This is a genomic window from Streptomyces sp. NPDC051286 (genome assembly GCF_044455345.1).
Classification (GTDB): Bacteria; Actinomycetota; Actinomycetes; order Streptomycetales; family Streptomycetaceae; genus Streptomyces.
Genome location: NZ_JBITER010000001.1, coordinates 506,603 through 532,485, shown reverse-complemented (window position 1 = coordinate 532,485; position 25,883 = coordinate 506,603). Strand labels below are relative to the sequence as shown.

At 70.5% G+C, this 25,883-nt stretch carries 25 protein-coding genes and 1 pseudogene; 7 read left to right on the top strand and 19 right to left on the bottom strand.

Translation table 11 applies throughout. The features are described from left to right. Positions 1-9 precede the first annotated feature (9 nt). The 4 genes from ACIBB8_RS02420 to hisI all read right to left on the bottom strand — a co-directional run bounded on the left by ACIBB8_RS02420 (position 10) and on the right by hisI (position 3,141). Positions 10-261: an HGxxPAAW family protein gene (locus ACIBB8_RS02420; protein ID WP_398948531.1), complete on the bottom strand. Its 252-nt coding sequence runs from the start codon at positions 259-261 to the stop codon at positions 10-12. Between the two features lie 344 nt (positions 262-605). Continuing rightward, positions 606-1,259, bottom strand: a complete 654-nt coding sequence (locus tag ACIBB8_RS02415; protein WP_398948529.1) for a TIGR02234 family membrane protein — start codon at positions 1,257-1,259, stop codon at positions 606-608. Positions 1,260-1,273: 14 nt separating this feature from the next. Next, on the bottom strand, positions 1,274-2,761 hold the full coding sequence (locus tag ACIBB8_RS02410; RefSeq protein WP_398948528.1) for an anthranilate synthase component I: 1,488 nt from the start codon (positions 2,759-2,761) through the stop codon (positions 1,274-1,276). Positions 2,762-2,772: 11 nt separating this feature from the next. Then, positions 2,773-3,141, bottom strand: coding sequence for a phosphoribosyl-AMP cyclohydrolase (hisI, locus tag ACIBB8_RS02405; RefSeq protein WP_398948719.1), 369 nt, complete (start codon positions 3,139-3,141; stop codon positions 2,773-2,775). Positions 3,142-3,240: 99 nt separating this feature from the next. On the opposite strand from hisI, the gene ACIBB8_RS02400 reads away from it, so the two are divergent. Further along, complete coding sequence (locus tag ACIBB8_RS02400; RefSeq protein WP_398948526.1) at positions 3,241-3,873, top strand: TIGR03085 family metal-binding protein; 633 nt, start codon at positions 3,241-3,243, stop codon at positions 3,871-3,873. Positions 3,874-3,889: 16 nt separating this feature from the next. On the opposite strand, the gene ACIBB8_RS02395 is transcribed toward ACIBB8_RS02400, so the two are convergent. The 10 genes and pseudogenes from ACIBB8_RS02395 to hisD form a co-directional block, all read right to left on the bottom strand. Further along, positions 3,890-5,134 carry an MFS transporter gene (locus ACIBB8_RS02395; protein ID WP_398948524.1) on the bottom strand — a complete coding sequence of 415 codons (1,245 nt, stop codon included), beginning with the start codon at positions 5,132-5,134 and terminating at the stop codon, positions 3,890-3,892. 26 nt (positions 5,135-5,160) lie between these two features. Beyond that, positions 5,161-5,748: an ArsR/SmtB family transcription factor gene (locus ACIBB8_RS02390; RefSeq protein WP_398948522.1), complete on the bottom strand. Its 588-nt coding sequence runs from the start codon at positions 5,746-5,748 to the stop codon at positions 5,161-5,163. Positions 5,749-5,917: 169 nt separating this feature from the next. Continuing rightward, on the bottom strand, positions 5,918-6,673 hold the full coding sequence (gene hisF, locus ACIBB8_RS02385; RefSeq protein ID WP_366690769.1) for an imidazole glycerol phosphate synthase subunit HisF: 756 nt from the start codon (positions 6,671-6,673) through the stop codon (positions 5,918-5,920). Continuing rightward, positions 6,670-7,068, bottom strand: coding sequence for a RidA family protein (locus ACIBB8_RS02380; RefSeq protein WP_398948520.1), 399 nt, complete (start codon positions 7,066-7,068; stop codon positions 6,670-6,672). The genes hisF and ACIBB8_RS02380 overlap by 4 nt, the downstream gene beginning before the upstream one ends. Next, positions 7,065-7,793: a bifunctional 1-(5-phosphoribosyl)-5-((5-phosphoribosylamino)methylideneamino)imidazole-4-carboxamide isomerase/phosphoribosylanthranilate isomerase PriA gene (priA, locus tag ACIBB8_RS02375; RefSeq protein WP_366690767.1), complete on the bottom strand. Its 729-nt coding sequence runs from the start codon at positions 7,791-7,793 to the stop codon at positions 7,065-7,067. Before priA ends, ACIBB8_RS02380 begins: the two co-directional genes overlap by 4 nt. Beyond that, positions 7,793-8,434, bottom strand: a complete 642-nt coding sequence (hisH, locus tag ACIBB8_RS02370) for an imidazole glycerol phosphate synthase subunit HisH (protein ID WP_366137612.1) — start codon at positions 8,432-8,434, stop codon at positions 7,793-7,795. The genes priA and hisH overlap by 1 nt, the downstream gene beginning before the upstream one ends. An 11-nt stretch (positions 8,435-8,445) precedes the next feature. Then, positions 8,446-8,613 (bottom strand): hypothetical protein, encoded by a 168-nt coding sequence (locus tag ACIBB8_RS02365; RefSeq protein WP_358857998.1) that lies wholly within the window; start codon positions 8,611-8,613, stop codon positions 8,446-8,448. Beyond that, a complete protein-coding gene (gene hisB / locus ACIBB8_RS02360) occupies positions 8,610-9,206 on the bottom strand; it encodes an imidazoleglycerol-phosphate dehydratase HisB (RefSeq protein WP_277325685.1) in 597 nt (198 codons plus the stop codon). The genes ACIBB8_RS02365 and hisB overlap by 4 nt, the downstream gene beginning before the upstream one ends. After that, positions 9,203-10,324: a histidinol-phosphate transaminase gene (locus tag ACIBB8_RS02355; RefSeq protein WP_398948517.1), complete on the bottom strand. Its 1,122-nt coding sequence runs from the start codon at positions 10,322-10,324 to the stop codon at positions 9,203-9,205. Before ACIBB8_RS02355 ends, hisB begins: the two co-directional genes overlap by 4 nt. A gap of 155 nt (positions 10,325-10,479) precedes the next feature. Further along, positions 10,480-11,778, bottom strand: a pseudogene (gene hisD / locus ACIBB8_RS02350) (histidinol dehydrogenase); the annotation flags it as partial. Between the two features lie 169 nt (positions 11,779-11,947). Between hisD and ACIBB8_RS02345 the strand changes: the two are divergent. From ACIBB8_RS02345 to ybaK, 4 genes are all read left to right on the top strand, one after another. Beyond that, positions 11,948-13,549 (top strand): oxidoreductase, encoded by a 1,602-nt coding sequence (locus ACIBB8_RS02345; RefSeq protein ID WP_398948515.1) that lies wholly within the window; start codon positions 11,948-11,950, stop codon positions 13,547-13,549. Positions 13,550-13,780: 231 nt separating this feature from the next. Further along, positions 13,781-14,818 carry a hypothetical protein gene (locus ACIBB8_RS02340; RefSeq protein WP_398948514.1) on the top strand — a complete coding sequence of 346 codons (1,038 nt, stop codon included), beginning with the start codon at positions 13,781-13,783 and terminating at the stop codon, positions 14,816-14,818. 5 nt (positions 14,819-14,823) lie between these two features. Continuing rightward, positions 14,824-15,573 (top strand): LON peptidase substrate-binding domain-containing protein, encoded by a 750-nt coding sequence (locus tag ACIBB8_RS02335; protein WP_398948513.1) that lies wholly within the window; start codon positions 14,824-14,826, stop codon positions 15,571-15,573. A 17-nt stretch (positions 15,574-15,590) separates the two neighbouring features. Continuing rightward, positions 15,591-16,100, top strand: coding sequence for a Cys-tRNA(Pro) deacylase (gene ybaK, locus ACIBB8_RS02330; RefSeq protein WP_398948512.1), 510 nt, complete (start codon positions 15,591-15,593; stop codon positions 16,098-16,100). A 214-nt stretch (positions 16,101-16,314) separates the two neighbouring features. On the opposite strand, the gene ACIBB8_RS02325 is transcribed toward ybaK, so the two are convergent. From ACIBB8_RS02325 to ACIBB8_RS02310, 4 genes are all read right to left on the bottom strand, one after another. After that, the gene (locus ACIBB8_RS02325) at positions 16,315-17,037 is read right to left on the bottom strand and encodes an ABC transporter permease (RefSeq protein ID WP_398948511.1); all 723 of its coding nucleotides are present in this window, start codon (positions 17,035-17,037) and stop codon (positions 16,315-16,317) included. A 34-nt stretch (positions 17,038-17,071) separates the two neighbouring features. Continuing rightward, positions 17,072-17,965, bottom strand: a complete 894-nt coding sequence (locus tag ACIBB8_RS02320) for an ABC transporter permease (RefSeq protein WP_398948510.1) — start codon at positions 17,963-17,965, stop codon at positions 17,072-17,074. 19 nt (positions 17,966-17,984) lie between these two features. Next, positions 17,985-18,959, bottom strand: a complete 975-nt coding sequence (locus ACIBB8_RS02315) for an ABC transporter ATP-binding protein (protein ID WP_398948718.1) — start codon at positions 18,957-18,959, stop codon at positions 17,985-17,987. A 94-nt stretch (positions 18,960-19,053) separates the two neighbouring features. Next, positions 19,054-20,307: an NYN domain-containing protein gene (locus tag ACIBB8_RS02310; protein WP_398948508.1), complete on the bottom strand. Its 1,254-nt coding sequence runs from the start codon at positions 20,305-20,307 to the stop codon at positions 19,054-19,056. 223 nt (positions 20,308-20,530) lie between these two features. On the opposite strand from ACIBB8_RS02310, the gene ACIBB8_RS02305 reads away from it, so the two are divergent. Further along, positions 20,531-20,710, top strand: a complete 180-nt coding sequence (locus tag ACIBB8_RS02305) for a hypothetical protein (RefSeq protein WP_398948507.1) — start codon at positions 20,531-20,533, stop codon at positions 20,708-20,710. A gap of 89 nt (positions 20,711-20,799) precedes the next feature. On the opposite strand, the gene dnaE is transcribed toward ACIBB8_RS02305, so the two are convergent. Beyond that, positions 20,800-24,336, bottom strand: coding sequence for a DNA polymerase III subunit alpha (dnaE, locus tag ACIBB8_RS02300; RefSeq protein WP_398948505.1), 3,537 nt, complete (start codon positions 24,334-24,336; stop codon positions 20,800-20,802). 212 nt (positions 24,337-24,548) lie between these two features. On the opposite strand from dnaE, the gene ACIBB8_RS02295 reads away from it, so the two are divergent. Further along, positions 24,549-25,874 carry a DUF2252 domain-containing protein gene (locus ACIBB8_RS02295; protein ID WP_398948503.1) on the top strand — a complete coding sequence of 442 codons (1,326 nt, stop codon included), beginning with the start codon at positions 24,549-24,551 and terminating at the stop codon, positions 25,872-25,874. The last annotated feature ends 9 nt before the right edge of the window (positions 25,875-25,883 follow it).

The window sequence follows — 25,883 nt, the reverse complement described above, 5'->3', positions numbered from 1 at the left end:
CGACCGGCGTCAGGAAGACACCTGGGCCTGCCCGGCTCGCGCCCGGGCGGCGGCCATCTCGGGCGACTCCTTCGGCGTGCCGAGGCCGGCGGCCTTCATCGCGAAACCGACGATTCCGCCGATGAGGATGACCGCGAAACCGGCCCAGAAGCCGACCGGGTTGGCCGCGACCATGAAGACGCCTGCGACGCAGAAGCCGATGAACGAGATGATGACACCGGTCCAGGCGGCCGGGGTGTGTCCGTGGCTGCTGCCCGCCATGAGTTGCTCCTCGTTGGTGTTGCGCTGTGGGTATCGCTGATCGCTGTACGCAAAGCTGGTGTGTGCTGCCGCTGTGCAGAAAGCTCAGAACCATTGTCCCGTACGCACGGGTACGGCGTGTGCTGGGGGTCGCACCCGGGGTGTGTTCCCCGGTCACGCCCCGCTCGCGCCGGGAGGTCCCTTACGGCCTCCTCCGCGATAGGGAGTGGGCTCCCGACGCCCTGCGACTCCGCTTGCGGCGTTGCCGTCAGTCACCGACGCTCCGCGTCGACTCCCTCCTCCGCCTTGCCATCGAAGCCGCACGACGCCGCTCGCTGATCCACTCCCTATCGCGGGGGAGGCCATTAGTGCGTCGGGTCCTCGCCGCGGTCCAGGGCCTTCCACAGGTCCTCGGGCCGGTCCGGGTCCGGGGCGGTGCGGGGGGCCTTGCGGGGGCGCGGAGTTCCGTCGCGTTCGTACCGGCCCGACATGGTCGGCCAGAGCTTCCCGTACCGCAGGGCGAGCAGCCCTGCGATGAGGATCAGCAGTCCGCCGGCGGCGGTGACGTAGGGCCAGGCGGTGTGGCTGAGGGCGTCGATGGTGGCGGAGGTGTCGCCGGTGGTCTGCGCCGCCTTCTCGTCGAGGGCCGCACTGTCGGAGGCGCCGAGGTAGGCGCTCAGTCCGGCACCGAGGCCGCTGAGGGCGAGCAGCCCGGCGACGAGCAGCCGGCCGGCGCTGCGGACGGCGAAGACGGCGACGAGGGCGGCCAGACCGACCATGGCGAGTGCCGCCGGGAGTCCGGTGACGTCCTGGCCGTCAGCGGTCAGAGGCAGGGTGCCGCCGCCGACGGCGGCCTTGCCCTCGGCCCAGGTCTGGCCCGAGGCGAGAAGGACGACGGCGGCACCGACCGCCCCGAGAAACAGGCCGGCGGCCAGGCTGCGGCGGCTTCCCGTGGCGTCGGGCGCGGTGGCGGCCTGGGCACGGGGCTGGGGTACGGGGACAGCACTCACGTACCCCACTATCCCCTACCGGGTCACCGTTCGTGGAGGCGGTTCGCCGTATGCACGGCGCGCAGGACCGCGGCGGCCTTGTTGCGGCATTCGGTGTCCTCGGCGACCGGGTCCGAGTCGGCGACGATTCCCGCTCCGGCCTGGACGTACGCGGTGCCGTCGCGCAGCAGAGCCGTACGGATCGCGATCGCGGTGTCGGAGTCCCCGGCGAAGTCGAGGTAGCCGACGCAGCCTCCGTACAGTCCGCGGCGGGTGGGTTCGAGCTCCTCGATGATCTGCATGGCCCGCGGCTTGGGGGCGCCGGAGAGCGTCCCGGCCGGGAAGCACGCGGTCAGGACGTCGAAGGCGGTACGGCCTTCGGCGACACGGCCGGTGACCGTGGAGACGATGTGCATCACGTGCGAGTACCGCTCGATCGACATGAAATCGACGACCTCGACACTGCCAGGCACACAGACCCGTCCCAGGTCGTTGCGGCCGAGGTCGACGAGCATCAGGTGCTCGGCGCGTTCCTTCGGGTCGGCGAGGAGCTCGTCGGCGAGCGCCTGGTCCTCCTGCGGAGTGGCGCCGCGGTGCCTGGTCCCGGCGATCGGATGGACCATCGCGCGCCCGTCCTCGACCTTGACGAGGGCTTCGGGGCTGGAGCCCGCGACATCGAAGCCGTCGAACCGGAAGAGGTACATGTACGGCGACGGGTTGGTCGCGCGCAGCACCCGGTAGACGTCCAACGCGCTTGCCGTGCACGGGGTTTCGAAGCGCTGGGACGGGACGACCTGGAACGCCTCGCCGGCCCTGATGCGCTCCTTCACGTCGACGACGGCGTCCTGGAAGGCCTGGCCGCCCCAGAGCGCGGTGTACGGCGGGAGTTCGGACGGCGGAAGGGCCGCGGGGGTGCTCTCGACCGGGCGGGAGAGGTCCGCCTCCATGGCGTCGAGCCGGGCGACGGCGTCGGCGTACGCCTCGTCGACCCCGGTCTCCAGGTCGTTGTGGTTGATCGCGTTGGCGATCAGCAGGACGCTGCCGTCCCAGTGGTCGAGGACGGCGAGGTCCGAGGTGAGGAGCATGGTCAGCTCGGGGAGCTGCAGGTCGTCGCCTCCGTGCTCACCGATCCGCTCCAGTCGGCGCACGATGTCGTAACCGAGATAGCCGACCATGCCGCCGGTGAACGGCGGCATGCCGGAGTGCAGGTCGCGCGGGGTGTGCAGGGCCTCGACGGTGGCGCGCAGGGCGTCCAGCGGATCACCGTCGACGGGGACGCCGACGGGCGGGGTGCCGAGCCAGTGCGCCTGCCCGTCGCGGACGGTGAGGGTGGCGGCGCTGCGGACGCCGATGAAGGAGTAGCGGGACCAGGTGCGGCCGTTCTCCGCGGATTCGAGGAGGAACGTGCCGGTGCGCTCGCCCGCGAGCTTGCGGTAGAGCGCGACCGGGGTGTCGCCGTCCGCGAGGAGTCGGCGGCTGACGGGGATGACACGCCGGTCGGCGGCCAGCTTGCGGAAGGTCTCGAGATCCATGGCGGCTGACCCTACTGCCCCAGCGGGAGTACATCTGCGTCGAAACAGGTCCGGTCACCGGTGTGACAGGCGGCACCCGTCTGGTCGACCTTGACGAGGACGGTGTCAGCGTCGCAGTCGAGGGCGACGGACTTGACCACCTGGATGTGGCCCGAGGTGTCGCCCTTGACCCAGTACTCCTGGCGGCTGCGCGACCAGTAGGTGCAGCGGCCGGTGGTCAGGGTGCGGTGCAGGGCCTCGTCGTCCATCCAGCCGAGCATCAGCACCTCGCCGGTGTCGTACTGCTGGGCGATGGCCGGGACGAGGCCGTCGGCGCCGCGCTTGAGGCGGGCGGCGATGGCCGGGTCGAGGTTCCCGGACGGCGGCGGAGTGCTGGGCATGGGCGCGCTGGTCATGCGCCCATTGTGCCGTGGCCACGGGAGCGGCTTCCTGCGGCGTCCACTGGGCGGACCGCGTGCGGCGGCCGTACGCTGGCGAGCATGTCGACCCATGCGAAGCGTGAACGACTTCTGCTCGCCGACCTGTTGGAGGCGGCGGGACCGGAAGCCCCGACCCTGTGCCAAGGCTGGACGACCCGGGATCTGGCCGCCCATGTGGTGGTCCGCGAGCGCCGGCCGGACGCGGCGGGCGGTCTGCTGCTGGACGTGCTGAAGAACCGCCTCGAACATGTGCAGGCGGAGTACGCGGCCAAGCCGTACGAGGAGCTGATCCAGCTGATCCGTACCGGGCCGCCGCGGATGTCCCCGTTCGGTCTGAAGCAGATCGACGAAGCAGCCAACACCGTCGAGTTCTACATCCACGCGGAGGATGTGCGCCGGGCCCAGCCGGACTGGTCGCGGCGGGAGCTGGACCCGGTCTTCGCCGATGTGCTGTGGTCGCGCGCCGAGAGGACGGCCCGGATGCTGGGCCGCAAGTCCCCGGTGGGGCTGGTGCTGCGCCGCCCGGACGGCCAGACGGTGGTGGCGCACAAGGGCACCCCGGTGGTGACGGTCACCGGCGAGCCGGGCGAGCTGCTGCTCTTCGCATTCGGCAGGCAGAACGCGGCGACGGTGGAACTCGAGGGCGACAAGGAGGCGGTGGCCCGGCTGCACACCGCGGAGCTGGGGATGTAGCGCGTACGGGTCCGGGTCAGCGCGGGAGTTCCGCGCGGCGCAGCCGGGTGAAGGCCAGACCGGCCACTGCCCCGGACGCGCACACCACTGCGCTGGTGACGAAGACCGGGCCCGTCCCCCAGGCGGCGACGGCCGCGCCCGTGACCGGATAGCTGAGCGGGGCGATCGCGTGGGTGAAGAGCGTCGAGACCGAGGTGACCCGGCCCAGGTAGGCGGGGTCGGTGACGGTCTGGATCAGGGCGCCGCACAGGGAGCCGCCGAGCCCGGCGAAGAGCCCGATGCAGACAGCCACTGCGGCGGCGAGTGCCACCGAGGGGACATAGGCCAGGGCCGCGACGGCGACCGCACCGACCAGCACCGTCAGGCACATCACAAGACCGGCCCGTGGCACCCGGCCGCGCACGGCGAGCAGCAGGGCCGACACGGCGGCGCCGATCCCGAACGCGGCGACGATCCAGCCCATGCCGGCGGCGCCCCAGTCGCGCTGCCGGGCGAGCAGGACCAGTCCGAGGTTGAGCGGCCCGGCGAAGCCCAGCTCGCTGAGGGCCACGGCGAGCATCAGCGGCCCGAGCACCGGGTGGCGACGGATGTGGCGCAGCCCGTCGATCAGGTCGTGCCAGGCGGTGCCGGACGATCCGTCGGCCTCCTCGGCGGGCAGCCGGCCGACGCGCAGGGACAGCAGCAGTGGCAGCGAGACGGCGAAGAGCGCCCCGGCCGCGGCGAAGGCGAGCGTCGGACCGCCGAAGGCCACCGCGGCGCCGCCGAGCGGAGCGCCGACAACGTTGGCGGCACGCGAGGCGAGTCCGCGCAGACCCTGGACCCGGGCCAGCTGTCCGGCGGCGGTGATCCGGGGCGGCAGAGCGCCGACGGCGGGCAGGAAGAGGGCGTCCACCACGCCGAAGACGAGCGCGACGGCGACCAGCATCCACAGGGCGGGCGAGGTGAGCAGCAGCGCCCCGGCCAGGCCCAGGACGACCAGGCAGCGGGCGGCGTCGCTGCCGATGACGACGCGGCGCGGCCCGATCCGATCGGCGAGCACTCCCCCGCCGAGCATCAGCAGAGCCCGGGGTATGGAACCGACGGCGAGCACGATCCCGGCCTGGGAGGGGCTGCCGGTACGGGCTGCCGCCCAGGCGAGCGCCATGTAGTAGACGCTGTCGCCGATCATTGACGCGGTGTAGGCACCCAGCCAGCGCTGGACGTTGCCGTCGCGGTGGGCGGGACGTTCGAGGGCGTGCGCGGGCGGAACGGAGACGGTCATGGATCGTCCTCTTCGGGTCGCCGGGGTCAGGTCCGGAACGGGAATCCGTACAGGTGCAGGGCCACGTTCTCGCGCCCATCCGTGTCGCCCGCCTCGTCGCGGGCGCGGCCGGCCTCCTCGTACCGGTCGATGACCTCGTGCACCTCACGGTTCAGCGCGGCAAGTTCGTCGGCGGTGAGCCTGGCCAGATGCTCGGAGCTGGAGGCGGCGCTGCGCCACTCCAGCGGCCAGCTCGGGGCGGAGTCGAGGTAGCGGCGGTACAGCTCGATGTGCTGGTCGAAGGAGAGCCGGCCGACAGCAGCATGCGTGGCCACCTTCTCGGGCGCGTCGCTGAAGTCCTCGTTGTGGACGTTCAGTCCCTTCGAAGCGGGCTGCCACCAGCGCTCGCGGCCGTCCTTGCCCTGCTGCTCGGCCTCCTCGATCAGACCGTGGTCGGCGAGCTTGCGCAGGTGGTAGCTGACCAGCGAGACCGCCTCGTCGACCTGCTCGGCAAGCTGGGAGGCGGTGGCCTTACGGGAGATGTAGAGCGCCCGGTAGAGCTTCATCCGCAGGGGGTGCCCGAACGCCTTCAGAGTCTCCAGGTCCGAGATCCGGCGGGATTCATTGCTTGCCATGCCCTCACCGTAGATGGGAAGGAAAATTTGCGCAATTCTTATTGCACAATAAAACTTGTGGAATCTCGGATGCCGCTCTGCCGCCGCGACGGGTGAGGGGACAGCGCGCAGAACGCCGATCGCCGGACGAGCCACAACGGCTCGTCCGGCGATCGATGGAGTACTACGGTCAGCGGACCGGGTGCCCGGCCTCCCGCAGCGCGTCCTTGACCTCGGAGATCCGCAGATCGCCGAAGTGGAAGACGGACGCGGCGAGCACCGCGTCGGCGCCTGCCGCGATGGCCGGCGCGAAGTGCGCGAGCCGGCCCGCGCCGCCGGAGGCGATGACGGGGACGGTGACGTGTGTGCGGACCGCCGCGATCATCTCGGTGTCGTAGCCGTCCTTCGTGCCGTCGGCGTCCATCGAGTTGAGCAGGATCTCGCCCGCGCCCAGCTCGGCGGCCCGGTGCGCCCACTCGACGGCGTCGATGCCGGTGCCCTTGCGGCCGCCGTGCGTGGTGACCTCGAAGGTGCCCGCGGGGGTACGCCGGGCGTCGACGGACAGCACGAGGACCTGCCGGCCGAACCGCTCGGCGATCTCCCGGATGAGGTCCGGGCGGGCGATCGCCGCGGTGTTGACGCCGACCTTGTCGGCGCCGGCCCGCAGCAGTTTGTCGACGTCGTCGGCGGTACGGACACCGCCGCCGACGGTGAGCGGGATGAAGACCTGCTCCGCGGTGCGGCGCACCACGTCGTAGGTCGTCTCCCGGTCGCCGCTGGACGCGGTGATGTCGAGGAAGGTCAGCTCGTCGGCGCCTTCGGCGTCGTACAGCTTGGCCATTTCGACGGGGTCACCCGCGTCGCGCAGGTTCTGGAAGTTGACACCCTTGACGACCCGGCCGTTGTCGACGTCCAGGCACGGGATGACACGTACCGCGAGACTCATTGCGCACCTTCCCGGTAGGCCTCGATCTCGACTTCGACGACCAGGCTGGGGTCGACGAAACCGGAGACGATGATCATGGAAGCGGCGGGACGGACGTCATCGAACAGCTCCTTGTGGGCGCGGCCGACCTCGTCCACGTCCCGGGCGTGCGTGATGTACATCCGGGTACGGACGACGTCCTCGCGGCCCAGCCCCACCTGCTTCAGCGCGTCGAAGGCGACCTTGAAGGAGGCGACGGCCTGCTCGTACGGGCCTCCCGCGGAGATCTGTCCGTTGACGATCGACGTGCAGCCGGCGACCAGAACCAGCCCGTTCGGCAGTTGCACCGCGCGGGAGTAGCCGAACTTGTCCTCCCAGGGGGCGCCGGAGGCGATGCGGTTGACGGAGTCGGTCATCCGGAGACCACCTGCAGCGCCTCTTCGAGGGTGAACGCCTTCGCGTACAGCGCCTTGCCGACGATCGCGCCCTCGACACCGTCCGGCACGAGCGAGGCGATCGCCCGCAGGTCGTCCAGCGAGGACACGCCGCCGGAGGCGACGACGGGCTTGTCGGTGACGGCGCAGACGTTCTTCAGGAGCTCCAGATTGGGGCCCTGGAGCGTGCCGTCCTTGGCGATGTCGGTGACGACGTAGCGGGCACAGCCCTCGGAGTCGAGGCGAGCGAGGGTCTCGTAGAGGTCGCCGCCGTCACGGGTCCAGCCGCGGCCGCGGAGCGTCGTACCGCGGACGTCGAGGCCAACGGCGATCTTGTCGCCGTGCTCGGCGATGACCTTGGCGACCCACTCGGGGGTCTCCAGCGCGGCGGTGCCGAGGTTGACCCGGGTGCAGCCGGTGGCAAGAGCGGCGGCGAGCGAGGCGTCGTCACGGATGCCGCCGGACAGCTCGACCTTGATGTCCATGGAGCGGGCGACCTCGGCGATCTGCGCCCGGTTGTCACCGGTGCCGAACGCGGCGTCCAGGTCGACGAGATGCAACCACTCGGCGCCCGCCTTCTGCCAGGCGAGGGCGGCCTGCAGGGGGTCTCCGTACGAAGTCTCCGAGCCGGACTCCCCGTGCACGAGACGGACGGCCTGGCCGTCGCGGACGTCGACGGCGGGGAGAAGCTCAAGCGTGGTGGACATCAGAGTGTTCCGATCCAGTTGGTCAGCAGCTGGGCGCCGGCATCGCCGGACTTCTCGGGGTGGAACTGGGTGGCCCACAGGGCGCCGTTCTCCACGGCGGCGACGAACGGCTCACCATGGGTGGCCCAGGTGACCCGGGGGGCACGGATCCTGGCGTTCGTGACTTCGAGACTCCAGTCGTGTACCGCGTACGAGTGCACGAAGTAGAACCGGGCCTCGGGGTCGAGACCGGCGAAGAGCTCGGAGTCCTCGGGGGACCGCACGGTGTTCCAGCCCATGTGCGGGACGACCGGGGCCTTCAGCGGGGCGACGGTGCCGGGCCACTCGTCGAGGCCCTCCGTCTCCACGCCGTGCTCGATGCCACGCTCGAAGAGGATCTGCATGCCGACGCAGATGCCCATGACGGGCCGGCCGCCGGAGAGCCTGCGGCCGATGATCCATTCGCCGCGGGCCTTCTTCAGACCCTCCATGCAGGCGGAGAACGCGCCGACGCCGGGCACCAGCAGCCCGTCGGCGTTCATTGCCCGGTCGAAGTCGCGGGTGATCTCGACGTCCGCGCCGACGTGGGCGAGGGCGCGCTCGGCGGAACGGACGTTGCCGAAGCCGTAGTCGAAGACGACGACCTTCTTCTTCTCACTCACAGGTCGCTCCCTCAGTCCCAGAGTCCCTGAATCCGCATGACACCTGCGGCCAGGCTCATCACGGATGCGATCCCGAGCAGCACGATGACGCCCTTGGGCATCTTCTGCTTCGAGAAGGAGTAGACGCCGCCGGCCAGGAAGAGGCCGAGGACGATCAGAATGGTGTTGAGGCCGGTCACAGCGCGCCCTTCGTGGAAGGAAGAATTCCCGCAGCACGCGGGTCGTGCTCACAGGCGTACCGCAGGGCGCGGGCGAGCGCCTTGAACTGGCACTCCACGATGTGGTGGGCGTTGCGGCCGTACGGGACGTGGACGTGCAGGGCGATCTGCGCCTGGGCAACGAACGACTCCAGGATGTGCCGGGTCATCGTGGTGTCGTACGAGCCGATCATCGGCGCGATGTTCTCCGGCTCGGTGTGCACCAGGTAAGGGCGGCCGGAGAGGTCGACGGTGACCTGGGCGAGCGACTCGTCCAGCGGGACGGTGCAGTTGCCGAAGCGGTAGATGCCGACCTTGTCGCCGAGCGCCTGCTTGAAGGCGGCACCGAGGGCGAGAGCGGTGTCCTCGATCGTGTGGTGCGTGTCGATGTGCAGGTCGCCGTCGGTCTTGACCGTGAGGTCGAAGAGGCCGTGGCGGCCGAGCTGGTCGAGCATGTGGTCGTAGAAGCCGACCCCGGTCGACACGTCGACCTTTCCGGTGCCGTCGAGGTTGACCTCGACGAGCACGGACGTTTCCTTGGTGGTGCGTTCCACGCGGCCTACGCGGGGGCTCATCCGTCGTGCTCCTTCTTGAGTTCGCGTACCGCATCGAGGAACGCGTCGTTCTCTGCCGGGGTTCCTGCGGAGACCCGCAGCCATCCCGGTACGCCGTTGTCCCGGACCAGGACGCCCCGGTCGAGGATCTGCTGCCAGGCGGTGTGGCTGTCGGCGAAGCGACCGAACTGGACGAAGTTGGCGTCCGAGTCCGTCACGTCGAAGCCGAGGGCGCGCAGTTCGGCGACGATCCGGTCGCGCTCGCTCTTGAGCTGCGCGACGTATCCGAGGAGCGTGTCGGTGTGCTCCAGGGCGGCGAGCGCCGTGGCCTGGGTGACGGAGGACAAGTGGTACGGCAGCCGCACCAGCTGGACGGCATCCACGACGGCCGGGTCGGCGGCGAGGTAGCCGAGCCGCAGACCGGCGGCGCCGAACGCCTTCGACATGGTGCGCGAGAGCACCAGGTTGGGCCGGCCCTCGATCAGCGGGAGCAGCGAGGGGTGGTGGCTGAATTCGCCGTACGCCTCGTCGACGACGACCATCGAGGGCCTGGCGGCCTGGGCGGCGTCGTACAGCGCGAGGACGGTTGCGGCGTCGACGGCGGTGCCCGTGGGGTTGTTGGGCGAGGTGATGAAGACGACGTCCGGCCGCTGCTCGGCGATGGCCTCGCAGGCCGCCTCGACATCGATCGTGAAGTCGTCCTTGCGCGGCCCGGAGATCCAGCCGGTGCCGGTGCCGCGCGCGATGAGGGCGTGCATCGAGTACGAGGGCTCGAAGCCGATCGCGGTGCGTCCGGGTCCGCCGAAGGTCTGCAGCAGCTGCTGCAGCACCTCGTTGGAGCCGTTGGCCGCCCAGACGTTGGCGGGACCGACCTCGTGCCCGGCGGTGCGGGTGAGGTAGCGGGCCAGTTCGGTACGGAGTTCGACGGCGTCCCGGTCGGGGTAGCGGTTGAGGTCGCGGGCTGCCTCGCGGACACGCTCGGCGATGCGGTCGACGAGCGCCTCGGGGAGCGGGTACGGGTTCTCGTTGGTGTTCAGCCGTACGGCCACGTCGAGCTGGGGCGCGCCGTACGGGGACTGACCGCGGAGCTCGTCCCGGATCGGCAGGTCGTCGATACGGGTGGTGTCGCTGTTCGTCACTGCTGCGGAACCTTCCAGCCACTGCGCTCGTCCAGTTCGCCTCCGGCACTGCGCTCGTCCAGTTCGCCTCCGGCACTGCGCTCGTCCAGTTCGCCTCCGGCACTGCGCTCGTCCGGTTCGCCTCCGGCACTGCGCTCGTCCAGTTCGCCTCCGGCAAAACGGGCCTTGACCGCTGCGCCGTGGGCGGGAAGGTCCTCCGCCTCGGCGAGGGTCACCACGTGGTGTGCGACTTCGGCGAGCGCGTCGCGCGTGTAGTCGACGATGTGGATACCGCGCAGGAAGGACTGCACGGAGAGACCCGAGGAGTGGCAGGCACAGCCACCGGTGGGCAGGACGTGGTTGGAGCCGGCGCAGTAGTCGCCGAGCGAGACCGGGGCCCACGGGCCGACGAAGACCGCTCCGGCGTTGCGGACCCGGTCGGCGACGGCGGCGGCGTCGGCGGTCTGGATCTCCAGGTGCTCGGCGGCGTACGCGTCGACGACCTTGAGACCGTCCTCCAGATCGTTGACCAGGACGATCGCGGACTGGCGGCCGGCCAGTGCGGGCTCGATCCGGTCGGTGATGTGCTTGGTCGCGGCGATCTGCGGCTTCAGCTCGGCCTCGGTGGCGGCGGCCAGTTCCTCGGAGTCGGTGACGAGGACGGCGGCGGCCATCGGGTCGTGCTCGGCCTGGCTGATCAGGTCGGCGGCAACATGCACCGGGTCGGCGGTGGAGTCGGCGAGGATCGCGATCTCGGTGGGTCCGGCCTCGGCGTCGATGCCGATGCGGCCCTTGAGGAGGCGCTTGGCGGCAGCGACATAGATGTTGCCGGGACCGGTGACGAGGTTCACCGGGAGACATTCGGCCGTTCCGTACGCAAACATCGCAACGGCCTGGGCGCCACCGGCGGCGTACACCTCGTCGACGCCGAGCAGGGCACAGGCGGCGAGGATGGTGGGGTGCGGCAGGCCGCCGAACCCCTTCTGCGGCGGGGAGGCGACGGCGATGCCCTCGACACCCGCCTCCTGCGCCGGTACGACGTTCATGACCACGGAGGACGGGTACACGGAACGCCCGCCCGGCACATACAGCCCGACGCGCTCGACGGGCACCCACTTCTCCGTGACGGTACCGCCGGGGACGACCTGCGTGGTGTGCGTGGTGCGGCGCTGCTCATGGTGGACAAGCCGGGCGCGGCGGATCGACTCCTCCAGGGCGGCCCGTACGGCGGGGTCGAGCCGGTCCAGCGCCTCGGCGAGAGCCGCGGCCGGGACCCGGATCGAGTCGACGCGTACGCCGTCGAATTTCTCTCCCCACTCGATCACTGCCGCTGAGCCACGATGGCGTACGTCCTCGCAGATGGGGCGCACCGTCTCCAGTGCGGCTTCCACGTCGAACTCGGCTCGGGGCAGCAGGTCGCGCAGGTCGCCGCCCTCGGGGAGGGCATTGCCGCGCAGATCGATTCGAGAGATCACACCCCAATTCTCTCAGACCGCCCCCGACGGCAGTTCGCCCGTATCACTGGCTGATACGTGCCCCGGCCGTCACGGCCGACTACTCCCGGCCACTCCTGACCGCCGGCGTTCACACCGTCACCCAGAGGGAACACAGAGGGAATAACAGCTGCAAGCGGAAGGGGCCCCGGTGACCGAACCGCAGGACAGCGAGATCCCGGACAGCCTCGGCGTGGCGGAACTGGGCATGTGGCGGGCGTTCCGGAACGGCAGCACCTACGATTTGCGCGCCCGCGACCCGATGCGGGACGACCCGTTCGCGCCGACGGCCTGGGGCGCCGAGCGCAGTGTGGACGCCCGTGTGGTCGCCCGGCTGCTGCTGAGCGGGCCGCCCGCCCGGCCGGGACGGGTCGCCGCGCTGAAGCTCCGGGGCATACGGATCACCGGGACCCTCGATCTCGCGGGCGGACGTGTCGCTCCGTACGTGGAGCTGACGGGCTGCCGCTTCGAGGAGGAGGTGGTACTGCCGGAGTGTCACTTCACGACGTTGCGGATGGTCGGCTGCGCGATGCCGCGGCTGGAGGCGGCACGGCTGCGCACCGAGGGCGATCTGCATCTGCCACGCTGCCGGATCGAGCGCGGGATGCGGCTCACCGACGCCCATATCGGTACCGACCTGCTGCTGAACCAGATCGAGCTCGGGGCCGACCGGCAGGGCCAGGCGCTCGCCGGGGACGGTCTGACGGTCGCGCAGGACCTGCAGGCGGAGATGGTCGAGACACGTGGCGAGCTGAGTCTACGTGGTGCGAAGGTCGGCGGTTCGCTGAGTCTGCGCGGCAGCCGGCTGCGGGCGGGGCGTGGCCGGCGCGCACTGAACGCTCCGCAGCTGACGGTGGAGCGGACGTTGTACATGGCCGAGGCGTGGGTCAGCGTCGACACGGGGAACCTGGGCACCACTCCCCCGTACGGCCTTGTCATGGCCCAGGCCCCGGCGCACGGCACCCGGGCGCAGGTCTTCGAGTGCCGCGGCGGGGTACGGCTGGACGACGGGCGGTTCGGTGACGCGGTCGACCTGCACAAGGCCAGGTTCGTGCTGGCGCCCGGCGAGGAACTGTCGCTGCGCCGGATCGTCACCCCGGAGCTGCGGTTCAACGCGGAGCGCCCGGAGGAGGGCCGGGTCGTACTCAACGGCGCGAAGGTCGTCACGCTGATCGACGTGTCGACCAGCTGGCCGGGGCCGGGCGGGCTCGCGATGGGCGGTTTCGTCTACGAGAACCTCGTCCCGTACGGGCACTTCCCGCTCTCCCGGCGCCTGGAGTGGCTGGCGGCGGCGACCCCCGAATACCTACCGGAGCCGTACGAACGGCTGGCGACGGTGCTGCGCAACTGCGGGGAGGACGCGGACGCCCGCGAGGTGCTGCTCGCCAAGCAGCGGCGCCGGCGCGAGACGCTGCCGCCCGCCGCGAAGCTGTGGGGGATCCTGCAGGACTGGACGGTGGCGTACGGCTACCGGCCCGGGCGGGCCGCGGTGTGGATGGCGGTGCTGTGGGCGGCCGGGACGGTGGCCTTCTCGCAGTACGAGCCGGCAGCGATCAAGCGGGACGAGCACCCGGAGTGGAACGCGGCGCTGTACGCGCTGGATCTGCTGGTTCCCGTGATCAACCTCGGGCAGGACGGGTACTGGCGGATGGAGGGCGGCTGGCAGTGGGCGGCGGCCGCGCTGGTGCTGCTGGGGTGGATATTGGCCACGACGGTGGCGGCGGGCGCGTCCCGGCTGCTGCGCCGCGGCTGACCGGGTACGGCCGGGACGGGCCGCCCTCGGTCCGCAGACAAGGGCCCGGCGGACGTTCCGACGACCGGTCTCCCCCGGCCGGCCAGCACGGACACCATCACCGGAGCAAAATAATCAAGCCGGATTCCACCCCATCCTTTACCCTTTATTGACCTCACTCAGGGCAACCCGGGCACTCGGCACCAAAGCTTCACAGTGCCCCTCTGGCGCCGCCTCGACCAGCGCTTTTCAATGATCTGCACCATGTCATTCCTTCGCGCCCTGCTCCGTACCGCGCGCATGATCCGGCACGCGCCACAGCTGTCCGCCGGCCTGCCTGCGGACGATGAGGTGCTGCTCGACGCCCCCGACGAGCGGCTCTCCCCCGCGCTCGTCGCCGCCGCCCTCGGGGAGTACGAGCCGGCCGCCAAGCTCCTCGCCACCACCCGGGACGCCTCCGAATGGGAGAACCGCGACCGTTACCTCGGCCGGCTCGTCACCTTCGCCCGCCACCGCGACAGCTGGCTGACCGACTGGCTCGCCGCCGCCCCGCACGACCCGGACGCACTGCTCGTCAAGGCCGAACTGGCGGTCCGGCGGGCCTGGGAGTCGCCGGCCCGCGCCGAGCAGCTGCGCGACGTGGCACCACTGATCACCGCGGCGGCCGAGAGCGCTCCGCGCGACCCGGTGCCCTGGCGGCTCGCGCTCGACCACGCCCGGGGCACACATGCCCCGCACACCGCCTTCGAGGCGCTGTGGGAGCAGGCCGTCCGGCGCTCCTCGCACCACTACGGCTGCCATGTCGCGGCCCTGCAGTACCTCTCCGCCGCCTGGTTCGGCTCGCACCGCGAGTGCTTCGACTTCGCCGAACAGGCCGCCGAGGACTCGCTGCCCAGCTCGCTGGTGCAGGCGCTGCCGGTGCGGGCCGCGTTCGCGCTGCTGAGCGTCGGCACCGAGGCACGGACCACATCGATGCTGGAGGCGCGGATCGACCGGGCCGCGGATCTGGCGATCGCGCTGTCCGCCACGTACGAGCCGGGTGATCCATGGCCGGCCGAGGTCCGCAATCTGCTGGCGTACGTACTGGTCGCCCGGGGTCGCTGGGACGAGGCGCTGGAACAGTTCCGGCTGATCGGACCCCATGCGACGTCGTTCCCGTGGTCGCCCGTCTCCGACGATCCGCTCGGCCAGTTCCTGGACGCGCGGGACGGGGTACGCCTCCAGGTGGCATCCGGGATGCCTTTGCGGTACCGGGCCGACCACAGCGGGTCGCGCGGCCATTACGCTTGACCGTTGTGACCACCGCTCGTCTGCCCCTCTTCCCGCTGAACGCGGTGCTGTTCCCCGGCCTCGTGCTGCCGCTCAACGTCTTCGAGGAGCGGTATCGCGCCATGATGCGCGAGTTGCTGAAGACCGATGAGGACGAACCGCGCCGCTTCGTCGTCGTGGCGATCCGCGACGGCCGCGAGATCGCTCCCACCGCTGCCGGAATGCCGAACGCCACCACGGTGCCCTCCGCCACCGGGCGCGGTCCCGCGGACGGCTTCGGCCCCGATCCGATCCAGACGTTCCACCGGGTCGGCTGTGTCGCGGACGCGGCAAAGATCCGGGAACGCGCGGACGGCAGCTTCGAGGTCCTGACGACCGGCACCACCCGGGTCAAGCTGCTCTCGGTCGACGCGAGCGGCCCCTACCTGACGGCCGAGGTCGAAGAACTCGACGAGGAAGCCGGCGACGAGGCGGGTGCGCTCGCCGAGGGCGTACTGCGGGCATTCCGCAGCTACCAGAAGCGACTGGCCGGAGCGAGCGAGCGTTCCCTGACCACGGGCGCGGAACTGCCGGACGACCCGTCCGTCGTCTCGTACCTGGTGGCCGCCGCTGCGGTCCTCGACATCCCGTCGAAACAGCGACTGCTGCAGGCCCCGGACACGGCGACGCGCCTGCGCGAGGAGCTGATACTCCTGCGCTCCGAGACGGCCGTCCTCCGGCACCTGCCGTCCCTGCCCGCAGTCGACCTGACCAGGGCGCCGACCCACCCCAACTGATGCGAGGACCCTGCCCCGTGGCAAAGAAGCCGAAGAAGCACCAGCAGTCCGGCTCCGGCGGCACCCCGGCGACGGTCGCCCTGGCCGCGGCGGGAACCCCTTTCACGACCCACGCCTACGAGCACGACCCGGCCTCCCCCTCGTACGGTGAGGAGGCTGCGGAAGCGCTGGGCGTCTCCCCCGACCGGGTCTTCAAAACCCTGGTGGCCGACGTGGACGGCACCCTGACCGTGGCGGTCGTCCCGGTGGCCGGCTCCCTGGACCTGAAGGCCCTGGCAGCGGCGGTCGGCGGCAAGCGGGCCTCGATGGCGGACCCGGCGGCGGCGGAACGCACGACGGGCTATGTACGGGGCGGCATCTCCCCCCTGGGCCAGCGGAAGCGGCTGCCGACGGTGCTGGACCAGTCGGCGCAGTCCCACGAGACGATCTGCGTATCGGCGGGCCGCCGCGGCCTGGAGGTGGAACTGGCTCCGACGGATCTGGCTTCGCTGACGGGGGCGGTGTTCGCGGCCATCGGCCGGGCGTAGCACGCCCCGGGGCGCTTCCCGTCCCAGGGGCATGCGCGGCCCGGGGTCGCTTCCCGGGCCGGAAGTGACCTGGGGTTGCGAACGCCGTCACCGCCGGCCCGTCCGGCGACCCCGGACCGGGGTCCGGGGCAGAGCCCCGGCTGCGGGAAGGGGCGGGGTGGGATGAGACCCCGCGCAGCGGCCCTACTCCCGTAGCCCCACCCCGCCCCGCTCGCTACGGCTCCGTCGGAGGCGACGGCGAGGACGAGGGCGAAGGCGAGGACGGAGACGACGGCCCCGCCGAACCAGCACCCTCCGGCCCGGCCCCCGGCACCCCCCAGGCTCCCCACTCCGGCTCCGGATCCCGCGGCCCGAACGCCGCGGTCAGCGCCAGATGAACGACCATCGCCGCCACCGACCAGGCCAGCAACGCACCCTTCGCATGCAGGTCGAGCGGCGCATCGAACACCACGCCCTTGCCGACCTCCCGCGCATGGGCGACCACATCACGTTCCGGTCCGAACCAGACGCCCACCCCCCAGGCCAGCAGCGACCCGAGCAGCCCGCCCAGGGCGAGCCCCACGACCAGCGCGATCCCGCCACGTCGGTGGAACCAGAAGGCCAGCGCCGCGGACACCGCCCCGAACGCGAGCGCGAGCAGCACGAACGTCCCGTCGCTGCCGATCGCCTCCTCGCCCTCGCTGTCCTTGAGGAAGACCGCATGGCTGTCGGAGATCAGCGGGACCCGCGGCGAGAGCCACAGCCACAGCAGTCCGAGCCCGAGGCCGGCCACCGTCAGCAGGACGGCGACGACGGCCGCCCGCCGCAGATCCGCCCGCGGATCGCGCTCCTCCTGAGACCCCAGGAGAGTCCCTGGACCGGAGCCACCGCCCTTCGGCGGCGTCTGCCAGGGGTCATTGGGCGAAGGCTGGTCGGGCGGTGTCAGAGGTGCGGTCACCGTGCCATCGTGCCAGGCGCCCCCGTGCCGCGCCTCACCGGACCGCTGCCCTGCGGTACGCCCAGGTCGCCACGGCCAGTGAGAGCACACCGACGACGGCGCAGACGGCAAGATCGAGGACGACGACCGCCCAGTCGGGATGCGCGTCGAACGACCGCGACAGGGCCTCGACCCCGTACGTCGAGGGCAGCAGATCGCGCGCCCAGCCGATCGGCGCGGGCATCCGGGCGGCCGGCAGCACCCCCAGCAGGAGCGCCGCCGACATGCCGAGCTGTCCCAGCAGTGTGGCGAGCTCCTGCCGGGGCGCGAGCAGTCCGAGCGCGGCGCCCAGCCCGGACAGCGCTGCCCCGGCGAGCGGAATGACGGCGACGAGCACCCACAGATGGGCCATCGGCAGCTGGAAGAGCACGCTCCCGGTGATCGCGGTGACGATCGTGCCGGGCACCGTGAAGGAGGCGTACGCCCCCGCCGCACCGAGCACCACGGCGGCGGGCGGTACCGGCAGAGTGGCGTAGTGGTCGAGCCCGCCGCCGGCCCGTAGCTGCCCGAAGTACTGGGCGAGCAGATTGAGCGCGACGAAGGCGACCACGAGAACGCTGGATCCGGCGACGACGGCCCGTGCCTCGGAGCCGCCGTCGACGACCCCGCGCATCAGGATCATGATCCCGACGGACTGGAAGGTCGCCACGAAGAGCAGCGGGATCCGGGCGACTCTGGCCCGGGACAGCTGGGCGCGGTAGACGGCCGCGAGCGAGGGAATCAGCCGGGCCCGCGGCGCCAGCGGCGCGACAGCGCCACCGAGGCGGTCCTCGGTCCCGGCCTCGGCGGGAGAGCCGCTTCCGGCCGTCGTTCGAGCACCGGCCGCGTCCGCAGGAACAATGCTCGTCACCTGGTGCTGCTCCCGTTCGGTCCCTGCCCGGCCGTACATCCGTACCCGATCGCCGCGGTCATGCCTTCACCAGTCCCTGCGTAGCGTCCCCGCCGAGCGCCAGGTAGACGTCCTCGAGACTCGGCGTCGCCAGAGTGAAGTCGTCAAGTGCGGCAAACGCGGCCCCGCCGGTCACCGTGGCGACCGCCGCCCGCGCCTCGTCCGGCCCGAGCCGCAGCACCCAGCGGCGCCCCGACTCCTGCGCGAACTCCCGCAGCGCGGCCACCTCGGGAACGTCCAGCGGCGCGCGGTCGCGCCACACCAGCTCGACCCGGATCTCGCCCGCCACCCGCTCCTTGAGGCCGGTGGGCGTGTCGCAGGCGATGACCTTGCCGCGTTCGAGGACGGCGACCCGGTCGAGGACGGTCTCGGCCTCGATGACGTTGTGGGTGACCAGCAGCACCGTCGTACCGTGCTCGGCACGGCGCCGGTCGACGGCGGCCCAGACGGCGCGCCGGGCGACGGGGTCCATCCCGGTCGTCGGCTCGTCCAGAATGAGGACCGGGCGCTCCCCGACCAGGGTGGCGGCGAAGCAGGCGAGCCGCCGCTGCCCGCCGGAGAGTTTCTTCAGGGGGCGCGCCGCGATGTCGGTGAGGCCGAGTTCTTCGAGTACGGCGTCGCGCCCGGCGCGGGCCTCCGGAACCGCGAGTCCGCGCAGCCGCCCGGTGGTCTCGGCGGCGAGCGAAACGGTCAGCTCGTCGAGGGCCGTGGACTCTTGCCCGAGGTAGCCGATCAGCCGGGAGGCCCGCTCGGGGTGGCGGACGAGGTCGTGCCCGAGCATCTCGACGCTGCCGGAGTCGGGCCGCATCAGCCCGGTGAGCTGGCGTACGAGGGTGGACTTGCCCGCGCCGTTGGGCCCGAGAAGTCCGAAGATCTCACCGCGTCGGACGTCGAGGCTGATCCCGTCGGTCGCGCGCACCTCGGGGGTGGCGGGTGTGCCGCGGCGGCCGCGGGCGGCGGGATAGGTCTTGACCAGATCACGCACCGCGCACACGGTCCCGGTCGCCGTCTGCGCCTGTGCTGTGCCCGTACTCACGAGGTACGAGGGTACGGGGTCGGATGCCTCTTATTGCGCCCGGGCTGCCGGACTACTCCACCGCGGGGGCGTGTTCTGCCGCCGCGCGTACGTCGATCTCGCGCCAGAAACCCGCCCGGATCGCGTATCGGTCGTGTTCGTCGATCTGGTCGTCCTTGTGGGCGAGCAGGCCGAACCGCGCCGCGTACCGCAGCAGCTCGCCGTCGATGCGGTGTGGGATCCGCGGGTACATGGTGGACAGCTTCTGCAGATGGACGGTGTCCGGCAGCCGTTCCATCCAGCGCCGGGCGAAGACCTGACCCACCTCGAACGGGTCACCGCCGACCGTGGTGATGTCCTCCTCACGGTCCGCCCAGCGCTGCTCGGCGGAGGTGAGCTGGGCGAGAGTGGGGAGCGAGGCGGTCTCGGCGGGTTCGCCGAGCGGTCCGCCGCGCTCCATCCAGCCCTTGTCCGAGGACCAGCGCAGGGTCGCGGTCGCCGGGGGCTGCGCGGCGGCGATCGGGGTGCCGGGGCCGCGCAGGGTGCCCGCCAGATCCTTGGGGGTGGGGACGCCCCTGCCGGCGTGCGTGGCCGGGGCCTGCGCGGTGTCCTCGCCGGTGGCCGGCGCCGCGCCGTTGGGGGCGGCGGCCGCCTGGGCCTCCGAGGCGCGTTCGGCGGAGGCGGCGAGCGCCGCCTCGGGCAGCGGCGCGGAGAGGATCGCGGCGATCTCGGGGCGGGGTGCGGGGGGCGGGGCGCAGCTGCCGCCGTTGTCCTTGGCCCGCACGGCTTGGGTGATCCAGGCCCGGTCGAGCACCCGGCGTTCGTCGGCCTCGGCGACCAGGTCCTCGGACTGGTTGTAGTCGCCGTCGGCGGCCTGCACGGCCCAGAGATGGACAGCCACGCCGTGTTCCTTCGCGGACATCAGTCCGGGCAGCAGATCGCCGTCGCCGGTCACCAGGACGACATCGGAGCAGGCGCGGTTCCTGGCCAGTTCGGTGAGTTCGGCGTGCATGGCGGCGTCGACGCCCTTCTGCGCCCAACGCCCGTCACTGCGTGTGAGTGCGCCGAGCCTTACGGTCACCCTCGGCATGACGCGCAGTCTGCGGTGTTCGGGCTGCGGTACGCGGTCGGGGGCACCGTCGAACCAGTAGATCCGCAGCAGCGGCTGCTCCGTATCGGCTTCGGCTCGCTCGCGCAGGCCCTGAATCAGTGCCGCATGGTCGACGGTGATGCGGGAACGGGCGGGCTCTCCCGCCAGCAGACTCGCGGCTGCGCCCAGCAAGTAGCCGGCGTCCACCAGGACGACGCAACGGTCCACGCGTTCCACCCTCTTCCGGAATTCGGGAATGGGTTCTGCTCAGGGTTTCCTCGAAGTCTGCCCGACGGCGCGAGGGTTGACGGCCGGAACTCGATCATCGGCGTGGCGGAAGCGGAAAACGGCGCATGGCACCCCTTCATTACGCACGGTAATGATCCAACATGCGCTGGATATGGCGGTATGTGAATCTGACAGCGGTCCTGGCCCCGAGATTCCGCACAGGAGGAACACCATGGCCAAGAACAAGAACCGCAAGCAGGGCAGCCAGCAGAACCGCGCGTCCATATCGGAGCGCGGCGCGGAGGAGACGAAGTCGACGGCTTACGAGTCGCAGACCCAGTCCCAGTCGCAAGCCCAGGGCAGCCCTGCTGATGTTGCCCGTAAGCATCAGCGGCGCTTCGGCCACAACTGACCGGCCGACTCCGGCCCGGCCACAGGCCGGTAGCCGAGAGAGGCGCTCCCGCATCGCGGGGCGCCTCTCTGGTGCGTTGCGGCGGCCGCTCAGCCGGCCAGGCAGGACGGGCCGAGCAGCACCTTCAGGTCACCGAAGAGCGCCGGGTCGGGCTGGACCCGGTGCCGGTCGAGCCGGAGGACGGTGGTCTTGCGGGGGCCCTGGAGCTTGATCCGCACCTCGGTGTTGCCGCGGTGGTTGCTGAGCACCTCGCCGAGGCGGGCAACCATCGGCGGGGTGACCCGGACCGTCGGGATGGTGAGCACCACCGGTGCGTTGGTCCCGGTCGACGAGAGGTCGGGGACCTGCATCTCCATGGCGACCAGCCGCGGAATGTCCTCACGCTTGTCGAGCCGTCCCTTGACGAAGACGACGGTGTCCTCGACGAGCTGGGTGGACACCAGCTGGTACGTGGCCGGGAAGAACATGCACTCGATGGAACCGGCCAGGTCCTCGACGGTGGCGATGGCCCAGGCGTTGCCCTGCTTGGTCATCTTCCGCTGGAGTCCGGAGATGATGCCGCCGATGGTGACGATCGCCCCGTCGGCGTGTTCGCCGCCGGTGAGCTGGGAGATCGCCGCGTCGGACTTGTCGGTCAGCACGTGCTCGATACCGAAGAGCGGGTGGTCGGAGACGTACAGCCCGAGCATTTCGCGCTCCTGGGCCAGCAGGTACGACTTCTCCCACTCGATGTCGGAGAACTCGACGTCGAGCCCGAAGCCCGGCTCGTCGCTGTCCTCCTCGCCGCCGCCGAAGAGGTCGAACTGTCCCTCGGCCTCCTTGCGCTTGACCTGCACCACGTTGTCGATCATCGGCTCGTGGTGGGCGACGAGGCCCTTGCGGGTGTGGCCCATCTCGTCGAATGCGCCGGCCTTGATCAGTGATTCGACGGTCCGCTTGTTGCAGACCACCGCCTCGACCTTGTCGAGGAAGTCGGGGAAGCTGCTGTACTTTCCCTTCGCCTTGCGGCACCGGATGATCGAGTCGACGACGTTCTGTCCGACGTTACGGATGGCCGTCAGCCCGAAGAGAATGACGTCGTCGCCCTGGGCGGCAAAATTCGACTCGGACTCGTTGACGTTCGGCGGGAGCACCTTGATGCCCATGCGGCGGCACTCGTTGAGGTAGACCGCGGACTTGTCCTTGTCGTCCTTGACCGAGGTCAGCAGCGCCGCCATGTACTCGGCGGGGTAGTTCGCCTTGAGGTACGCGGTCCAGTACGTGACCAGTCCGTACGCGGAGGAGTGCGCCTTGTTGAACGCGTACCCGGCGAACGGGACCAGCACGTCCCACAGTGCCTGGATCGCCGCGTCGGAGAAGCCGTTCTTCTTGGCGCCTGCCTGGAAGAGCACAAAGTTCTTCGCCAGCTCGTCGGGCTTCTTCTTGCCCATCACGCGGCGCAGGATGTCGGCCTCGCCGAGCGAGTACCCGGCGATGATCTGCGCGGCCTTCTGCACCTGCTCCTGGTAGACGATCAGGCCGTAGGTCAGGCCGAGCGTCTCCTTGAGCGGCTCCTCCAGCTCCGGGTGGATCGGGGTGATCTCCTGGCGGCCGTTCTTGCGCTCGGCGTAGTTCGTGTGCGAGTTCATGCCCATCGGGCCCGGCCGGTACAAGGCCGAGACGGCGGAAATGTCCTCGAAGTTGTCGGGCTGCATCTGGCGCAGCAGCGAACGCATCGGACCGCCGTCGAACTGGAAGACGCCGAGCGTGTCACCACGGCAGAGCAGCTCGTACGTCTTGGGGTCGTCCAGCGGAAGGGCGAGCATCTCCAGGTCGATGCCCTTGTTGGCCTTCACCATCTTGATGGCGTCGTCCATGATCGTGAGGTTGCGCAGGCCGAGGAAGTCCATCTTCAGCAGGCCGAGCGACTCGCACTGCGGGTAGTCCCACTGCGTGATGGTGACGCCGTCGGTGTGCCGCACCCAGACCGGGGCGTGGTCGACGATGGGCTCACTGGACATGATCACGCCGGCGGCGTGCACACCCATCTGCCGGACCAGCCCCTCGACACCCTTGGCGGTGTCGATGACCTTCTTGACGTCCGGCTCGTTCTCGTACATCCCCCGGATCTCGCCCGCCTCGCTGTACCGCGGGTGCTTGGGGTCGGTGATTCCGGAGAGGTCGATGCCCTTGCCGAGGACGTCGGCGGGCATGGCCTTGGTGAGCCGGTCGCCCATCGCGTACGGATAGCCGAGGACGCGGGCGGAGTCCTTGATCGCGTTCTTGGCCTTGATCTTGCCGTACGTACCGATCATGGCGACCTTGTCGGCGCCGTACTTCTCCGTCACGTACCTGATCACTTCGACGCGCCGGCGCTCGTCGAAGTCGATGTCGACATCAGGCATGGAGACACGCTCGGGGTTGAGGAACCGCTCGAAGATCAGTCCGTGCTCGATCGGGTCGAGGTCGGTGATGCCCATCGCGTACGCGACGATCGAACCGGCCGCGGAGCCACGCCCGGGGCCCACCGCGATGCCGTTGTTCTTGGCCCACATGATGAAGTCGGCGACAACGAGGAAGTACCCCGGGAACCCCATCTGGATGATGACGTCCATCTCGTACTCGGCCTGCTTCTGCCGGTCCTCGGGAACGCCGCCGGGGAAGCGCCGGTTCATGCCGGTCCGGACCTCCTCCTGGAACCAGGTGACCTCGGTGAAGCCGTCCGGGATGTCGAACTTCGGCATCAGGTCGCGCTTCTCGAACATCCCGCTGGTGTCGATCTGCTCGGCGACCAGCAGGGTGTTGGCGCACCCCTGCTGCCAGGCGTCGGAGGAGTCGACGCCGTACATCTCGTCCGTCGTCTTGAGGTAGTAGCCCGTGCCGTCGAACCGGAAACGGTCGGGGTCGGAGAGGTTCTTGCCGGTCTGGATGCAGAGCAGCGCGTCGTGCGCGGTGGCCTCGCTGGCGTACGTGTAGTGCGAGTCGTTCGTCACGAGCGGCGGGATGCCGAGCTTCCTGCCGATTTCGAGGAGTCCGTCACGGACCCGGCGCTCGATCTCGATGCCGTGGTCCATCAGCTCCAGGAAGTACTTGCCCTCGCCGAAGATGTCCTTGTAGTCGGAGGCCGCCTGGACCGCCTCGTCGAACTGGCCGAGCCGCAGCCGCGTCTGCACCTCACCGGACGGACAGCCGGTGGACGCGATCAGCCCCTCGGACCACTGGGCGATGGTCTCCTTGTCCATGCGCGGCCACTTCTGCAGCCAGCCCTCGGCGTACGCGTCCGAGGAGAGCCGGAAGAGGTTGTGCAGACCGGTATTGTTCGCCGCCCAGATCGTCTTGTGGGTGTAGCCACCCGAACCCGAGACGTCGTCGCGCTTCTGGTGGGGCTGACCCCACTGGATCTTCCGCTTGTGCTTGCGCGACTCCGGGGCGACGTAGGCCTCGATGCCGATGATCGGCGTCACCTCGGCCTTCTTCGCCTGGTGGAAGAAGTCGTACGCCCCGTGCAGGTTGCCGTGGTCCGTCATCGCGATGTGCGACATGCCCATTTCATTGCAGGCAGCGAACATGTCCTTGAGCCGCGCGGCACCGTCCAGCAGCGAGTACTGGGTGTGGACGTGAAGGTGCGTAAAAGGCGGCTTGGTCACGGGTCGGGCCTCCGGGGCGACAGGTGCGGCGCGAAGCGCCTCGATGAGGGGTGGTGGTCGGGCGACGGGTGGGCGGACAGGGGCGACAGCGTGGAAGTCTACGTCTCCGGTCTGACAACCGAGGGGCACTCCCGGGTACCGTCGCGCGTTGAGGGGACGGAGACGACCGTCCCATTTGTCCGTGCACGCCAGGTACCAGGAGGCACCCAGAAATGTCGGAGGCGCAGACCGGCGCAGCGCAGCGCGGGGAGCAGATTCTCGAGGTTTTCGACACCGCCTTCGGCCAGCTCCTGGCCGCCGATCCGGCTGCCTTCCGGGTCAAGTTCCGCAAGATGGCGGGCTCGGCGTTCGCCTTCTACCGGGGCACGGCGTGCCTGTTCTACAACGACCTGGAGCGGGAGCGCCACGGCGGGCCATATCTGGACGACCAAACCGGCCGGGTGTGGATCCACGGTGACCTGCACGCGGAGAACTTCGGCACGTACATGGACGCGAACGGCCGGCTGATCTTCAATGTGAACGACTTCGATGAGGCGTACATCGGCCCGTTCACCTGGGACCTCAAGCGGTTCGCCGCCTCCGTCGCCCTGATCGGGTACGCGAAGGCGCTGGGCGACGACCAGATCAGTGAGCTCGTCCGGGTCTACGCGGCGGCCTACCGCGAGCGGATCCACGCGCTCGCAACAGGCGCGAAGAACGACGAGGTGCCCCCGTTCACCCTGGACACCGCCGAGGGGCCGCTGCTGGCCGCGCTGCACGACGCCCGGTCGCTGACCCGGTTCTCGCTGCTCGACTCGATGACGGAGATCCGGGACTTCGAGCGCCGGTTCGCGGACGGCGGCGGCGCGATCGATCTGGACGCGGCGACGCGCTACAAGGTGCTGGCGGCGTTCGACGGCTATCTGGAGACGCTGCCCGAGTCGAGCCTGACCCGCCCCGACTCGTACCGGGTGAAGGACGTCGTCGGCCGTCGCGGCATCGGTATCGGCTCGGCCGGGCTGCCCTCGTACAACATCCTTCTGGAGGGCAACAGCGACGCCCTGGAGAACGATGTGGTGATCTATCTCAAGCAGGCACAGACCCCGGCGGTCTCCCGGCACATCACCGACACGGCCGTGCGCGACTACTTCCAGCACGAGGGGCACCGCACGGTCATCTCCCAGCGCGCCCTGCAGGCGCACGCCGACCCGTGGCTGGGGTGGACCGAGCTGGACGGTGCCGGTCAGCTGGTCGCCGAGGTCTCGCCGTACGCGGTGGACCTGGACTGGTCCGACATCGACGAGCCCGACGAGATCGCGGCGGTCGTCGCCGACCTCGGCCGGGCGACGGCGACGATGCACTCCGCCGCGGACGACGAGAGCGGCCACTCGCTGGTGCCGTTCTCCACGGAGCGGGCGATCGACGCGGCGATCGCGGCGGACGAGGAGGGCTTCGCCGGGCTGCTGGTGGACTTCGCGCACAGCTACGGGGCTCAGGCGCGGGCCGACCACCAGATCTTCGTGGACCTCTTCCGCAACGGCCGCATCCCGGGGCTGTAGGTCTCCTCG